At 63.9% G+C, this 15173-nt stretch carries 14 protein-coding genes; 9 read left to right on the forward strand and 5 right to left on the reverse strand.

The features are described 5' to 3' along the window. Positions 1-91: 91 nt before the first annotated feature. The gene (gene icd / locus NF616_RS18705) at positions 92-1348 is read left to right on the forward strand and encodes an NADP-dependent isocitrate dehydrogenase (RefSeq protein WP_252275141.1); all 1257 of its coding nucleotides are present in this window, start codon (positions 92-94) and stop codon (positions 1346-1348) included. Between the two features lie 62 nt (positions 1349-1410). On the opposite strand, the gene cspD is transcribed toward icd, so the two are convergent. After that, a complete protein-coding gene (gene cspD, locus NF616_RS18710; RefSeq protein WP_252275143.1) occupies positions 1411-1674 on the reverse strand; it encodes a cold shock domain-containing protein CspD in 264 nt (87 codons plus the stop codon). Between the two features lie 229 nt (positions 1675-1903). On the opposite strand from cspD, the gene clpS reads away from it, so the two are divergent. After that, the gene (gene clpS / locus NF616_RS18715) at positions 1904-2266 is read left to right on the forward strand and encodes an ATP-dependent Clp protease adapter ClpS (protein WP_252275145.1); all 363 of its coding nucleotides are present in this window, start codon (positions 1904-1906) and stop codon (positions 2264-2266) included. Positions 2267-2294: 28 nt separating this feature from the next. Further along, positions 2295-4565 carry an ATP-dependent Clp protease ATP-binding subunit ClpA gene (gene clpA, locus NF616_RS18720; RefSeq protein ID WP_252275147.1) on the forward strand — a complete coding sequence of 757 codons (2271 nt, stop codon included), beginning with the start codon at positions 2295-2297 and terminating at the stop codon, positions 4563-4565. 66 nt (positions 4566-4631) lie between these two features. Here the strand turns inward: clpA and infA are convergent, their stop codons facing one another. The 4 genes from infA to trxB form a co-directional block, all read right to left on the reverse strand. Beyond that, complete coding sequence (infA, locus tag NF616_RS18725; protein ID WP_002553999.1) at positions 4632-4850, reverse strand: translation initiation factor IF-1; 219 nt, start codon at positions 4848-4850, stop codon at positions 4632-4634. Positions 4851-4973: 123 nt separating this feature from the next. Then, a complete protein-coding gene (locus NF616_RS18730) occupies positions 4974-5681 on the reverse strand; it encodes an arginyltransferase (protein WP_252275149.1) in 708 nt (235 codons plus the stop codon). Positions 5682-5748: 67 nt separating this feature from the next. After that, positions 5749-6429, reverse strand: coding sequence for a leucyl/phenylalanyl-tRNA--protein transferase (gene aat, locus NF616_RS18735; RefSeq protein ID WP_252275151.1), 681 nt, complete (start codon positions 6427-6429; stop codon positions 5749-5751). Between the two features lie 44 nt (positions 6430-6473). Beyond that, positions 6474-7421, reverse strand: a complete 948-nt coding sequence (trxB, locus tag NF616_RS18740) for a thioredoxin-disulfide reductase (protein ID WP_252275153.1) — start codon at positions 7419-7421, stop codon at positions 6474-6476. 209 nt (positions 7422-7630) lie between these two features. On the opposite strand from trxB, the gene ftsK reads away from it, so the two are divergent. The 6 genes from ftsK to cysG all read left to right on the forward strand — a co-directional run bounded on the left by ftsK (position 7631) and on the right by cysG (position 15130). Beyond that, positions 7631-10036 carry a DNA translocase FtsK gene (gene ftsK, locus NF616_RS18745; RefSeq protein ID WP_286675124.1) on the forward strand — a complete coding sequence of 802 codons (2406 nt, stop codon included), beginning with the start codon at positions 7631-7633 and terminating at the stop codon, positions 10034-10036. 14 nt (positions 10037-10050) lie between these two features. Then, on the forward strand, positions 10051-10677 hold the full coding sequence (gene lolA, locus NF616_RS18750; RefSeq protein ID WP_252275154.1) for an outer membrane lipoprotein periplasmic chaperone LolA: 627 nt from the start codon (positions 10051-10053) through the stop codon (positions 10675-10677). Positions 10678-10694: 17 nt separating this feature from the next. Next, positions 10695-12020 (forward strand): replication-associated recombination protein A, encoded by a 1326-nt coding sequence (locus NF616_RS18755; protein ID WP_252275156.1) that lies wholly within the window; start codon positions 10695-10697, stop codon positions 12018-12020. Then, positions 12017-12391 (forward strand): fluoride efflux transporter CrcB, encoded by a 375-nt coding sequence (crcB, locus tag NF616_RS18760; RefSeq protein WP_252275158.1) that lies wholly within the window; start codon positions 12017-12019, stop codon positions 12389-12391. Before NF616_RS18755 ends, crcB begins: the two co-directional genes overlap by 4 nt. A gap of 13 nt (positions 12392-12404) precedes the next feature. Then, on the forward strand, positions 12405-13685 hold the full coding sequence (gene serS, locus NF616_RS18765; RefSeq protein ID WP_252275160.1) for a serine--tRNA ligase: 1281 nt from the start codon (positions 12405-12407) through the stop codon (positions 13683-13685). 71 nt (positions 13686-13756) lie between these two features. Further along, positions 13757-15130, forward strand: coding sequence for a siroheme synthase CysG (gene cysG, locus NF616_RS18770; RefSeq protein ID WP_252275162.1), 1374 nt, complete (start codon positions 13757-13759; stop codon positions 15128-15130). Positions 15131-15173 lie beyond the last annotated feature (43 nt).

Here is a 15173-nt window from a genome sequence, read left to right on the forward strand (position 1 = left end):
GAATGCGGCACCTTTCCGAGACCCAGAAGTATCGTTCGCCGCGCCACCAGTGCGGCGGATTGTCAGACCACGAAAACAAACGGAGTCCAGCATGGGATACCAGAAGATCCAGGTGCCTGCGAACGGCGAAAAAATCACCGTCAACGCCGACATGTCCCTGAACGTGCCGAATAACCCCATCATCCCGTTCATCGAGGGTGACGGTATCGGCGTCGATATCAGCCCGGTGATGATCAAGGTCGTCGACGCGGCCGTCGAAAAAGCCTACGCCGGCCAGCGCAAGATTGCCTGGATGGAAGTCTACGCCGGTGAGAAAGCCACCCAGGTCTACGACCAGGACACCTGGCTGCCGAAAGAAACCCTGGAAGCCGTGCGCGACTACGTCGTGTCGATCAAGGGGCCGTTGACCACTCCGGTCGGTGGCGGCATCCGCTCGCTGAACGTGGCCCTGCGTCAGGAGCTGGATCTCTACGTCTGCCAGCGCCCGGTTCGCTGGTTCGAAGGCGTGCCGAGCCCGGTCAAGAAGCCGGGTGATGTCGACATGTGCATCTTCCGCGAGAACTCCGAAGACATCTACGCCGGTGTCGAGTGGAAGGCTGGCTCCCCCGAGGCCGAGAAGGTCATCAAGTTCCTCACCGAGGAAATGGGCGTCAAGAAGATCCGCTTCACCGAGAACTGCGGTATCGGCGTCAAGCCGGTCTCCCTGGACGGCACCAAGCGTCTGGTGCGCAAGGCCCTGCAGTACGCCGTTGACAACGATCGCAGCTCCGTGACCATCGTCCACAAGGGCAACATCATGAAGTTCACCGAAGGTGCCTTCAAGGATTGGGGCTACGAGGTTGCGCGCGACGAGTTCGGCGCCGAGCTGCTGGACGGCGGCCCGTGGATGCAGTTCAAGAACCCGAACACCGGCAAGAACATCGTTGTGAAGGACGCCATCGCCGACGCCATGCTGCAGCAGATTCTGCTGCGTCCGGCGGAGTACGACGTGATCGCTACCCTCAACCTGAACGGTGACTACCTGTCCGACGCCCTGGCGGCTGAAGTAGGCGGTATCGGTATCGCTCCGGGCGCCAACCTGTCCGACACCGTGGCCATGTTCGAAGCTACCCATGGCACCGCGCCGAAGTATGCCGGCCAGGACAAGGTCAACCCGGGTTCGGTCATCCTCTCGGCCGAGATGATGCTGCGCCACATGGGCTGGACCGAAGCTGCCGATCTGATCATCAAGGGCACCAACGGCGCCATCGCCGCGAAGACTGTGACCTATGACTTCGAGCGCCTGATGGACGACGCCAAGCTGCTGTCCTGCTCCCAGTTCGGTGATGCCATCATCACCCACATGTAAGCGACAAGCGGTAAACAAAAAGGCCGGTCAATTGACCGGCCTTTTTGCTATTGGACTCTTTTTCAGGCTTCTACCGGAGTGCTTTGCGGCGTGCTAGTGGTCGCCGGGGATTCACTGGTTGCCAGAATCGAGCTGATATTCACGGCGTGCAGACCCTTCGGGCCTTGCAGAATATCGAACTTGACCGCTTGGCCGGCCTTGAGAGTCTTGTAGCCGTCCATCTGGATAGCCGAGTAGTGGGCGAACAGGTCCTCATCTCGGCCATCGGCCACGATAAAGCCGTAGCCTTTGGCGTTGTTGAACCACTTGACCTTACCGCTGAGCATGCTGACATCCCTCTGCAAAGGACTCCATTACTGGAGTATCATCCACTTCAGCTCCACGTCCGACTACGGCCGTTTGGGCGCTAGCCGCGGAACCCCGATACCCGAGTAGGGTATGCACTGTTTGTAACACCGTTTTGCCTTTAGTCAAGGCGCTAGGACGGCCGCCGAGAAGCCGGTCAAACTCCGTCTAGCATCTACCTCCGACCGGTCATAACAGCTTTAGTTCAGCATGCATTCAAGCAGCCAGATTCGACTAACATTCAATCAGGATCGTCCCGGTGAGCGGGAGGATGAATCCGGCGGCTTGGCCGTGGAAGAGGCCAAGCCAGCGTTGCAGGCACCGCCGCTGTACAAAGTGCTGATGTTCAACGACGACTACACCCCGATGGATTTTGTGGTCGAAGTACTAGAGCTGTTTTTTGGCATGAACCGCGAGGCGGCGACGAAGGTCATGCTTACTGTCCATACCGAAGGACGGGCAGTGTGCGGGTTGTTCACCCGCGACATCGCGGAGACCAAAGCGATGCAGGTCAACCAGTACGCCCGGGATAGCCAGCATCCGCTACTCTGTGAGATAGAAAAGGACGGTTGATGCCGTCCCGCTTGGAAGAGGTGAGGCTATGTTGAATCGAGAGCTGGAAGTCACCCTGAATCTGGCCTTCAAGGAGGCACGTGCCAAGCGCCATGAGTTCATGACGGTCGAGCACTTGCTCCTGGCCCTGCTGGATAACGAGGCCGCCGCGACCGTGCTGCGCGCCTGTGGCGCCAACCTGGACAAGCTCCGGCAGGATCTGCAGGAGTTCATCGACTCCACCACCCCGCTGATCCCGCAGCACGATGAAGACCGTGAAACCCAGCCGACCCTGGGTTTTCAGCGTGTGCTGCAGCGCGCGGTGTTCCATGTGCAGAGCTCCGGCAAACGCGAAGTGACCGGTGCCAACGTATTGGTGGCCATCTTCAGCGAGCAGGAGAGCCAGGCTGTGTTCTTGCTCAAGCAGCAGAGCGTGGCGCGCATCGACGTGGTCAATTACATCGCTCACGGTATCTCCAAGGTGCCTGGCAATGCCGATCACCACGAGAGCGAGCAGGAAATGTCGGACGATGAGGGCGGTGAGTCCTCGGCTTCCGGGAATCCTCTGGATGCCTACGCCAGTAATCTTAATGAACTGTCGCGCCTCGGCCGTATCGATCCTCTGGTCGGTCGTGAGCACGAGGTCGAGCGTGTGGCGCAGATTCTTGCTCGTCGCCGCAAGAACAACCCGCTGTTGGTAGGCGAGGCCGGGGTCGGCAAGACCGCCATCGCCGAGGGCCTGGCCAAGCGCATCGTCGATGGTCAGGTGCCGGATCTGCTATCCGAGAGCGTGGTCTACTCCCTCGATCTTGGCGCGCTACTGGCGGGTACCAAGTACCGCGGTGATTTCGAGAAGCGCTTCAAGGCACTGCTCAACGAGCTGCGCAAGCGTCCGCACGCCATTCTGTTCATCGACGAGATTCACACCATCATCGGTGCCGGTGCCGCATCGGGCGGTGTGATGGATGCGTCCAACCTGCTCAAGCCGCTGCTGTCGTCCGGTGAGATCCGCTGCATCGGCTCCACCACCTTCCAAGAGTTCCGCGGGATCTTCGAGAAGGACCGCGCCCTGGCGCGTCGCTTCCAGAAGGTCGACGTCACCGAACCTTCTGTGGAAGACACCGTGGGCATCCTCAAGGGGCTCAAGGCGCGCTTCGAGCAGCATCACCACATCGAATACAGCGACGAGGCCCTGCGTGCTGCGGCAGAGCTGGCCGCGCGCTACATCAATGACCGCCACATGCCGGACAAGGCCATCGATGTAATCGACGAGGCGGGCGCCTACCAGCGCCTGCAGCCCGAGGAGAAGCGCGCCAAGCGCATCGAGGTAGCGCAGGTCGAGGACATCGTCGCGAAGATCGCGCGGATTCCGCCGAAGCACGTCAGCAGCTCGGACAAAGAGCTGCTGCGCAACCTGGAGCGCGATCTCAAGCTCACCGTGTTCGGACAGGATGCGGCAATCGACTCGCTGTCCACCGCCATCAAACTGTCCCGTGCTGGTCTCAAGGCGCCGGACAAGCCGGTCGGCTCCTTCCTCTTCGCCGGCCCCACCGGCGTCGGCAAGACCGAGGTGGCGCGTCAGCTGGCGAAGGCCATGGGTATCGAACTGGTACGTTTCGACATGTCGGAGTACATGGAGAGGCATACCGTTTCGCGCCTGATCGGTGCGCCGCCCGGCTACGTTGGTTTCGACCAGGGTGGCCTGCTTACGGAGGCCATTACCAAGCAGCCGCATTGCGTGTTGCTGCTCGACGAGATCGAGAAGGCTCATCCCGAGGTCTTCAACCTGCTGCTGCAGGTGATGGATCATGGCACCCTGACCGACAACAACGGACGCAAGGCCGACTTCCGCAACGTAATCCTGATCATGACCACCAACGCCGGGGCGGAAACCGCGGCGCGGGCGTCGATCGGCTTCACCCAGCAGGATCATTCCACCGATGCCATGGAAGTGATCAAGAAGAGCTTCACGCCGGAGTTCCGCAACCGCCTGGATACGATCATCCAGTTCGGCCGCCTGACCCACGAAACCATCAAGAGTATCGTCGACAAGTTCCTCACCGAGCTGCAGGCGCAACTGGAGGACAAGCGGGTGCAGCTGGAAGTCAGCGACGCGGCGCGCAGCTGGTTGGCGGAAGGTGGCTACGACGTGCAGATGGGGGCGCGGCCGATGGCGCGGCTGATCCAGGACAAGATCAAGCGGCCGCTGGCCGAGGAAATCCTGTTCGGCGAACTGGCCGAGCACGGTGGCCTGGTGCATGTCGATCTCGAAGATGGCGAACTACGCTTCGAATTCGAGACGACCGCCGAGCCAGCCTAATCGGTAGCAAACGAAAACGCCCGGCAATGCCGGGCGTTTCTGCATTCGGATTCCGCGTGGTGGGAATCAGCGGGCGCGATAGGTGATGCGGCCCTTGCTCAAGTCATAGGGCGTCAGTTCAACGCGGACCTTGTCGCCAGTCAGAATGCGGATGTAGTTCTTGCGCATCTTGCCGGAGATGTGCGCGGTAACGACGTGCCCGTTTTCCAACTCCACTCGGAACATGGTGTTGGGCAGGGTGTCGACGACAGTACCTTCCATTTCGAAGCTGTCTTCTTTCGACATGCAGTAAAGCCCTCGGTATCCAAAGATTGGCCCGGCGCAACGGCGCCCAGGCAAAAGCGGCGTGCATTGTGCCCGAAAAGGGTCAGGGCCGCCAAGTGGCTGGAAAGTCGGGAGGTGGTCGGCTCAGGTCAGTACGACCCAGCGCTGGTTGACGAACAGCTCGATGGGGCGGTACTGGGTCTTGTAGCTCATCTTCCGGCAGTTCTTGATCCAGTAGCCGAGATAGACAGCCTGCAGGCCTAGGCGTGCGGTTTCTCCGATCTGCCAAAGAATGGCAAGGCGCCCCAGGCTGCGGCGCTCTTCGTCCGGGTCGTAGAAGGTGTAGACCGCCGATAGGCCGTTGGGCAACACATCGGTAACGGCGACCGCGAGCAGGCGGCCGGACAGACGGAATTCGTAGAAGCGCGCAAACGGCAGGTCGCGGACCAGAAAGGTGCTGAACTGATCCCGGCTGGGCGGATACATGTCGCCATCGGCATGACGCTGTTCGATGTAGCGCACGTAGAGGGCGTAATACTCCTCGTTGAACGCCGGGCGTACGGCGCGCACCTCGATGTCGGCGTTGCGCTTGAGGATGCGCTTTTGCTGACGGGTTGGAATGAACTGATCGGCGGGAATGCGCGCCGGCACGCAGGCGGTGCAACGTTGGCAGTGGGGGCGGTAGAGGTGATCGCCGCTGCGACGAAAGCCCATCTCCGAGAGTTCGGCATACACCTGCACGTCCATGGGCTGACTGGGATCGAGAAACAGGGTGGTGGCCTGTTCCTCGGGCAGGTAGCTGCATGGATGTGGCTGAGTGGCGTAGAACTTGAGGCGAGCCAGCTCGGTCATGGTCGGTCCTCGGGATACCCCTCGGGCAAGTGTATGTCAGCCTCCGGGCGCCTACCACAAGGCGGGATCACGGCCGCCAGTCCGCGCCGCTGGGTTGATCGAGATGGCGTTGCAGGTAGTGGGCGAACGTCTGGCGCGTGATGGGGCGAGCACCGAAGCTGTGCAGGTGCTGGGTCGGCATCTGGCAGTCGATCAGGGCGAAGCCCCAATCATGCAGCCGCGCGACCAGCGTGGCGAAGCCGACCTTGGATGCGTTGTTGGCGCGGCTGAACATGGACTCGCCGAAAAACAGTTGTCCCATGGCAAGACCGTAGAGGCCGCCGACCAGTTCCTCTCCCTGCCAGACCTCGACCGAGTGGGCGATGCCACGGGCATGCAATTCGAGGTAGGCGGCGCGCATGGCGTCTGTGATCCAGGTGCCGTCGGTGTAGTCGCGTGGGCCGGCGCAGCCGTCGATGACGGCGGCGAAATCTTGATCGAAGGTCACCCGGAAGCGCTGTTGGCGAATCAGCTTGGCCAGGCTGCGTGACAGGTGGAATTCATCGGGCAGCAACACGGTGCGCGGGTCGGGCGACCACCACAGCAGCGGCTGCCCTGCACTGAACCAGGGGAAGCAGCCGTGCCGGTAGGCGGCGATCAGACGCTCGACGGACAGGTCGCCGCCGGCGGCCAGTAGGCCGTTGGGCTCTTGCAGAGCGCGGTCCAGCGGTGGGAAATCCAGCGAATCGCGCTGCAGCCAGGTCAACATAAGAGCGAGGAGGGCAGGGCGGGTGCGGCTGCACCCGCTGCGGCTCAGGCGTCGAGATACTTCTCGGCGTCCAGCGCGGCCATGCAGCCGGCGCCGGCCGAGGTGATGGCCTGGCGATAGACGTGGTCGGCCACATCGCCGGCGGCGAATACACCTTCGATGCTGGTGGCGGTGGCATTGCCTTCGCCGCCACCCTGGACCACCAGATAGCCGTCGCGCATCTCCAGCTGGCCGCTGAACAGGTCGGTGTTGGGCTTGTGGCCGATGGCGATGAATACGCCGGCCAGTTGCAGCTCCTGGGTGCTGCCGTCGGTGGTGCTCTTCAGGCGTACGCCGGTCACGCCGGTATTGTCGCCCAGCACCTCTTCCAGGGTCTGGTTCCAGTGCAGGCGGACATTGCCATTGGCGGCCTTGTCGAACAGCTTGTCCTGGAGGATCTTCTCCGAGCGCAGCTTGTCGCGGCGGTGGATCAGGTGCACTTCCTTGGCGATGTTGGACAGATACAGCGCTTCCTCGACGGCGGTGTTGCCGCCGCCGACCACGCAAACCACCTGGTTGCGATAGAAGAAGCCGTCGCAGGTGGCGCAGGCGGAAACGCCCTTGCCGGCGAAGGCCTCCTCGGACGGCAGGCCGAGGTACTGGGCGCTGGCTCCAGTGGCGATGATCAGTGCGTCGCAGGTGTAGGTGCCGCTGTCACCCTTGAGGGTGAACGGCTTGCTCTGCAACTCGGCGGTGTGGATATGGTCGTAGACGATCTCGGTGTCGAAGCGCTCTGCATGCTCCTGCATGCGCTGCATCAGCGCCGGGCCGGTCAGACCATGGACATCGCCGGGCCAGTTATCGACTTCGGTAGTGGTGGTCAGCTGGCCGCCGGGCTGGATGCCGGTGATGACGACGGGCTTGAGGTTGGCGCGGGCAGCGTACACGGCGGCGGTGTAACCGGCCGGGCCGGAGCCCAGGATGATCAGGCGGGAATGCTTGACTTCGCTCATAAAAAGACCCCATAAGCCTTTGTCACAAAAGAGAATGCGTGGTCCAATTGACGGGCCCGCAAGAGATGGCCGGTATGCTACACCGAAGCAGTTGGACCGGCAAAACGGTGCCTCGGCCTGGCACGATACCTGTAAATTTGTACAATGGTTGCCTCTTTGCGTGTTCCACCGATCGTCAGTCGCCCCCCGCGCGCAGGAATGACAGCGTTTTGAAGAATTCCAGCACAGCAGCACAGGCTCCGGCCTGGCGCCAGCAATTGCACTACCGCCTCAAGGAAGGTGCCCTGATCGCGCTCGGCGCGCTCTGTCTGATCCTCTGGATGGCTTTGTTGACCTACGATCAGAACGATCCGGGCTGGAGCCATACCAGCAGCGCGCAGCAGGTACAGAACGCGGCCGGCCGCGCAGGCGCCTGGTTCGCCGACATTCTGTTCATGGCCCTGGGCTACTTCGCCTACGTGTTCCCGCTGCTGCTGGCAGTCAAGACCTGGCAGGTCTTCCGTAATCGCCACCAGCCGTGGCAATGGAATGGCTGGCTGTTCTCCTGGCGCCTGATCGGCCTGGTCTTCCTGGTGCTGGCCGGCGCAGGCCTGGCCTACATTCATTTCCATTCCGCGGCCGGCCTGCCGGCCTCGGCCGGTGGTGCGCTGGGCGAGAGCCTGGGGCAGCTGGCGATCAACGCCCTCAATGTGCAGGGCAGTACGCTGCTGTTCCTGGCGCTGTTCCTGTTCGGCCTGACCGTGTTCACCGACCTGTCGTGGTTCAAGATGATGGACCTGACCGGCAAGATCACCCTCGACCTGATTGAGCTGGTGCAGAGCCTGATCACTCGCTGGTGGGAAGCACGTCTGCAGCGCAAGCAACTGGTGGCTCAGTTGCGCGAGGTGGACGAGCGTGTCGCCGAAGTGGCCGCTCCGGTGGTGTCGGATCGCCGCGAACAGGCCAAGGTCAAGGAACGCCTGATCGAGCGCGAAGAAACCCTGGCCAAGCACATGGTCGCGCGCGAAACCCGCACCGCGCCGATTATCGCGCCGCCGCCCCCGCCCAAGGCCGCCGAGCCGAGCAAGCGCGTGCTCAAAGAAAAGCAGGTGTCCCTGTTCGAGGACTCCGCCGTCGCTGGCACCCTTCCGCCGATTTCCATCCTCGACGTGGCGGAGAAGAAGCAGAAGAGCTTCTCGCCCGAATCCCTCGAGGCCATGTCGCGCCTGCTGGAGATCAAGCTCAAGGAGTTCGGCGTCGAGGTGGTGGTGGAGTCCGTGCACCCGGGCCCGGTGATCACCCGCTTCGAGATTCAGCCGGGTATCGGCGTCAAGGTCAGTCGCATTTCCAACCTGGCCAAGGATCTGGCGCGCTCGCTGGCGGTGATCAGCGTGCGCGTGGTCGAAGTGATCCCGGGCAAGACCACCGTCGGCATCGAGATTCCCAACGAAGACCGCCAGATCGTGCGTTTCTCCGAGGTGCTGTCGTCCAACGAATACGACGATGCCAAGTCGCCGGTGACCCTGGCCCTCGGCCACGATATCGGCGGCAAACCGATCATCACCGACCTGGCCAAGATGCCGCACCTGCTGGTGGCCGGTACCACCGGCTCCGGTAAATCGGTGGGCGTCAACGCCATGATCCTGTCGATCCTGTTCAAGTCCACGCCGGAAGAGGCGCGGATGATCATGATCGACCCGAAGATGCTCGAACTCTCCATCTACGAAGGCATCCCGCACCTGCTGTGCCCGGTGGTGACCGACATGAAGGAAGCCGCCAACGCACTGCGCTGGTCGGTGGCCGAGATGGAGCGTCGCTACAAGCTGATGGCCGCCATGGGCGTGCGCAACCTGGCCGGCTTCAACCGCAAGGTGAAGGACGCCGAGGAGGCCGGCACGCCGCTGCACGACCCGCTGTATAAGCGCGAGTCGATGGAAGACGAGCCGCCGTACCTGAAGAGCCTGCCGACCATCGTGGTGGTGGTCGACGAGTTCGCCGACATGATGATGATCGTCGGCAAGAAGGTCGAAGAGCTGATCGCGCGTATAGCCCAGAAGGCACGGGCCGCGGGTATCCACCTGATCCTCGCGACCCAACGCCCCTCTGTGGACGTGATCACCGGCCTGATCAAGGCCAACATCCCGACCCGTATGGCGTTCCAGGTATCGAGCAAGATCGACTCGCGCACCATCCTCGACCAGGGCGGTGCCGAGCAACTGCTGGGTCACGGTGACATGCTCTACCTGCCGCCCGGCACCGGTTTGCCGATTCGCGTACACGGCGCCTTCGTCTCCGACGATGAGGTGCACCGCGTGGTCGAGGCCTGGAAGCAGCGCGGCGCGCCGGACTACATCGAAGACATTCTGGCTGGCGTGGAAGAAGCCGGCAGCGGCTTCGAGGGCGGTGGTGGTGGCGAAGGCGGCGAGGGCAGCGAGGAAGACCCGCTGTACGACGAGGCCGTCAATTTCGTCTTGGAGAGCCGCCGTGCCTCGATTTCCGCCGTGCAGCGCAAGCTGAAGATCGGCTACAACCGCGCCGCGCGCATGATCGAGGCCATGGAAATGGCCGGCGTGGTGACCGCGATGAACACCAACGGCTCGCGCGAAGTCATCGCGCCAGGGCCGTCCCGAGACTGACGAAGAGGAATTCCATGCGCCTGATCCGCATGCTGCTGTTGGCCGCGCTGGCCTGCAGCCCCGTGTTTGCCCATGCCGACGACGAAGCCGCCGTCAAGCGCCTGACCGGCTTGCTCGATCAGGCCCAGACCCTCACCGGTCGCTTCTCCCAGCTGACCCTGGACGGCAGCGGTACCCAGCTGCAGGAAACCTCCGGGCAGATGGCGCTGCAGCGTCCCGGTCTGTTCCGCTGGCACACGGACGCGCCACAGGAACAGCTACTGGTGTCCAACGGCCAGAAGGTCTGGCTGTACGATCCGGACCTGATGCAGGTGACCATTCAGACCCTCGACCAGCGCCTGACTCACACCCCTGCGCTGCTGCTGTCCGGTGACGTGTCGAAGATCCGCGAGCACTTCGAGATTACCCACAAGGAGGGCGGCGACGTGGTCGACTTCATCCTCAAGCCCAAGGCCAAGGACAGCCTGTTCGACAACCTGCGCCTGTCGTTCCGCAAGGGCGTGATCAACGACATGCAGCTGATCGACAGCATCGGCCAGCGCACCAACATCCTGTTTCTCGGCGTGAAAATGAACCAGAAGCTGGACCCCGCCCAGTTCGAGTTCCAGGTGCCGGAAGGCGCCGACGTCATCCAGGAATAACGAGGCCGTTCGCCACCGTGGACCTGTTCCGCTCCGCACCCGTCGCCCAGCCTCTGGCCGCGCGCCTGCGCGCCACCAGCCTGGACGAGTACGTCGGCCAGGAGCATGTGCTGGGCCAGGGCAAGCCGCTGCGCGAGGCGCTGGAGCAGGGCGCGCTGCACTCGATGATCTTCTGGGGCCCGCCCGGAGTCGGCAAGACCACGCTGGCCAAGCTGCTGGCCCAGGTCTCCGACGCGCATTTCGAGACGATTTCCGCCGTGCTCTCCGGCGTGAAGGAGATCCGCCAGGCGGTGGAGGTGGCCAAGCAGCAGGCCGCCCAGTACGGCCGCCGCACCATCCTCTTCGTCGACGAGGTGCATCGCTTCAACAAGAGCCAGCAGGACGCCTTCCTGCCCTATGTCGAAGACGGCACGCTGATCTTCATCGGCGCGACGACGGAAAACCCTTCCTTCGAGCTGAACAACGCACTGCTCTCGCGTGCTCGCGTCTACGTGCTGAAGAGCCTGGACGAGGCGGCCATGCGCAAGCTGGTGGCGCGCGCGCTGGGCGAGGGCAAGGGCCTTGGCGAGCGCAATCTCTCGCTGCCCGAAGAGAGCTTCGAGATCCTCCTGGCCGCCGCCGATGGCGATGGCCGGCGCCTGCTCAACCTCTTGGAGAACGCCGCTGACCTGGCCGAAGACGGCAGTGAGATGGGCCCGGAGCTGTTGCACAACCTGCTGGGCGACACCCGCCGCCGTTTCGACAAGGGTGGCGAGGCCTTCTACGACCAGATATCCGCGCTGCACAAGTCGATACGCGGCTCCAATCCCGACGCTGCGCTGTATTGGTACGCGCGCATGATCGACGGCGGCTGCGACCCGCTTTACCTGGCCCGGCGCGTGGTGCGTATGGCCAGCGAGGACATCGGCAACGCCGACCCGCGCGCCCTGACCCTGTGCCTCAACGCCTGGGACGTGCAGGAGCGCCTGGGCAGCCCCGAGGGCGAGCTGGCGGTGGCCCAGGCTGTCGTCTACCTCGCCTGCGCGCCGAAGAGCAACGCGGTGTACATGGGCTTCAAGGCCGCACTTCGCGACGCGGCGGAACATGGCTCGCTGGAAGTGCCGCTGCACCTGCGCAACGCGCCGACCAAATTGATGAAGGAGCTGGGCTACGGCGAGGAATACCGCTACGCCCACGACGAGCCGGATGCCTATGCCGCCGGCGAAGACTATTTCCCCGAGACGCTTGCGCCGCGCCGCTACTACGAGCCGGTGCCGCGCGGCCTCGAGCTGAAGATCCGCGACAAGCTGGCCCACCTGGCCAGCCTGGACGCCGCCAGCCCTCGGCAGAGGCGCAAACCGTGATCGGCTTGGTCGTCGCCGTTGCTCTGGGCGGCATGCTCGGCACCCTGGTGCGCTACGCGTCTGGTAGCTGGGTCACCAGCCACTTTCCCCAGCATTTCTACGGCGCTACTCTGGCGGTCAACCTGGTCGGTTGCCTGTTGATCGGTTATCTGTACGGCCTGTTCCTCATGCGCCCGGAGGTGCCGGAAGCGCTGCGCGCCGGGCTGATGGTCGGCTTCCTTGGGGGCCTGACCACCTTTTCATCCTTTTCCCTCGATACGCTGCGCCTGCTGGAAAACGGCCAGGCACCCATGGCCATCGGCTATGTGGCCGCCAGCGTATTGGGTGGCCTGCTCGCCACCTGGGCCGGCCTGACATTAACCAAGCTCTGAACGAGAACCTCCCATGCTCGACTCCAAACTGGTCCGTACCCAACTGCAGGAAATTGCGGATCGCCTGGCTACCCGTGGCTTCCAACTGGACGTGGCGCGCTTCGAAGCGCTCGAGTCCCAGCGCAAGTCGGTGCAAATGCGCACCGAGCAGCTGCAGGCCGAGCGCAACGCCCGCTCCAAGTCCATCGGCCAGGCCAAGGCACGTGGCGAGGACATCGCCCCGCTGCTGGCGGAAGTCGACAAGATGGGCAGCGAGCTGGAGGAGGGCAAGCGCGAGCTGGACAGCATCCAGACCGAGTTGGACAACCTGCTGCTGAACATCCCCAACCTGCCGCACGAATCCGTGCCGGTGGGCGCGGACGAAGATGGCAACGTCGAGGTGGCGCGCTGGGGCACCCCGCGCAGCTTCGATTTCGAGGTCAAGGACCACGTCGCCCTCGGCGAGCAGCACGGCTGGCTGGACTTCGAGACCGCCGCCAAGCTCTCCGGCGCGCGTTTCGCCCTACTGCGCGGTCCGATTGCCCGCCTGCACCGCGCCCTGGCCCAGTTCATGATCAACCTGCACACCGGCGAGCACGGCTACGAGGAGGCCTACACCCCGTACCTGGTGCAGGCCCCGGCGCTGCAGGGCACCGGCCAGCTGCCGAAGTTCGAGGAAGATCTGTTCAAGATCACCCGCGAAGGCGAGGCGGACTTCTACCTTATCCCGACCGCCGAAGTCTCCCTGACCAACATCGTCTCCGGCGAGATTCTCGACGCCAAGCAGCTGCCGCTGAAGTTCACCGCCCACACCCCATGCTTCCGCAGCGAGGCGGGTGCCTCCGGCCGCGACACCCGCGGCATGATCCGCCAGCATCAGTTCGACAAGGTCGAGATGGTGCAGATCGTCGAGCCGTCCAAGTCCTTCGAGGCCCTGGAGGGCATGACCGCCAATGCCGAGCGCGTGCTGCAGCTGCTCGAGCTGCCGTACCGCAAGCTGGCCCTTTGCACCGGCGACATGGGCTTCTCTGCAGTAAAGACCTACGACCTGGAAGTCTGGGTGCCGAGCCAGGACAAGTACCGCGAGATTTCCTCCTGCTCCAACTGCGGCGACTTCCAGGCCCGCCGCATGCAGGCGCGCTACCGCAACCCGGAGACCGGCAAGCCGGAGCTGGTACACACCCTCAACGGCTCCGGCCTGGCGGTGGGCCGTACCCTGGTAGCGGTGCTGGAGAACTATCAGCAGGCCGACGGCAGCATCCGCGTCCCGGAAGTGCTGAAACCCTACATGGGCGGCATCGAAGTTATCGGCTGAGTCGATAGCGAGCGCACAATAGCGGGGTGGCGATGGCCACCCCGTTTTTTTACCTCTGGTGAGATTGAGTCATGGATTTCCTTCCGCTGTTCCACAAGCTTCAGGGGCGTGTCGTGCTGGTCGTCGGTGGTGGCGAGGTGGCGCTGCGCAAGGCCCGCTTGCTGAGCGATGCCGGCGGGCGGTTGCGCGTGGTGGCGCCGGAGGTACGTGGTGACCTGCGTGAGCTGGCCGGCGAGGAGGGTGTATTCCTACGTGGCTACGAATCAGCGGACCTGCAGGGCGTGGGCCTGGTGATCGCCGCTACCGATGACGAGCCGCTCAACGCGCGCATCTCCTTTGATGCTCAGGCGCTGGGCATTCCGGTCAACGTGGTGGACGCGCCGGCCCTGTGCAGCGTGATCTTCCCGGCCATCGTCGACCGTTCGCCGCTGATCGTCGCCGTCACCAGCGGCGGCGACGCGCCGGTGCTGGCGCGGCTGATCCGCGCCAAGATCGAGACCTGGATTCCCGCCACCTACGGGCAATTGGCGGGGCTGGCCAAGCGCTTCCGTGAACGGGTCAAGCAGCTGTTCCCCGACGTGCAGCAGCGCCGCGTGTTCTGGGAGGACGTGTTCCAGGGGCAGATCGCCGAAAGCGTCTTTGCCGGCAAGCTGGGCGAGGGCGAGCGTCTGCTCGAGGCGAAGATCGCCGGCGCCGCGCCGCGCGCGCTGGGCGAGGTCTATCTGGTCGGTGCCGGCCCGGGCGATCCCGACCTGCTGACCTTCCGCGCCCTGCGCCTGATGCAGCAGGCCGATGTGGTGCTCTACGACCGCCTGGTGGCCCCAGCCATCATCGAACTGTGCCGCCGCGATGCCGAGCGCATCTATGTCGGCAAGCGCCGCTCCGAACACGCCGTGCCGCAGGAGGAGATCAACCAGCTGCTGGTCGATTTGGCCAAGCAGGGCAAGCGCGTGCTGCGTCTGAAGGGCGGCGACCCGTTCATCTTCGGCCGTGGCGGCGAGGAGATCGAGCAGCTGGCCGCCGAGGGCATCCCGTTCCAGGTGGTGCCGGGCATCACCGCGGCCTCGGGTTGCGCGGCCTATGCCGGCATCCCGCTGACCCACCGCGACCATGCCCAGTCGGTGCGCTTCGTCACCGGCCACCTCAAGGACGGCAGCTCCGATCTGCCCTGGGGCGACCTGGTGGCGCCGGGCCAGACCCTGGTGTTCTACATGGGCCTGGTCGGCCTGCCGAGCATCTGCCAGGAGCTGATCGCCCATGGTCGTTCCGCCGATACGCCGGCGGCCCTGGTGCAGCAGGGCACCACGCAGAACCAGCGGGTGTTCACCGGAACCCTGGGCGACCTGCCACAGCTGGTTGCCGAGCACGAGGTGCACGCGCCGACGCTGGTGATCGTGGGTGAAGTCGTGACCCTGCGTGACAAGCTCGCCTGGTTCGGCCAGTAGCGTCGCCCCCGTTTCGCCGCGGTGGTGACGAAACGGGAGAGGG

Origin of the sequence: Pseudomonas subflava, from assembly GCF_023823685.1 — a bacterium.
Lineage (GTDB): Bacteria > Pseudomonadota > Gammaproteobacteria > Pseudomonadales > Pseudomonadaceae > Aquipseudomonas > Aquipseudomonas subflava.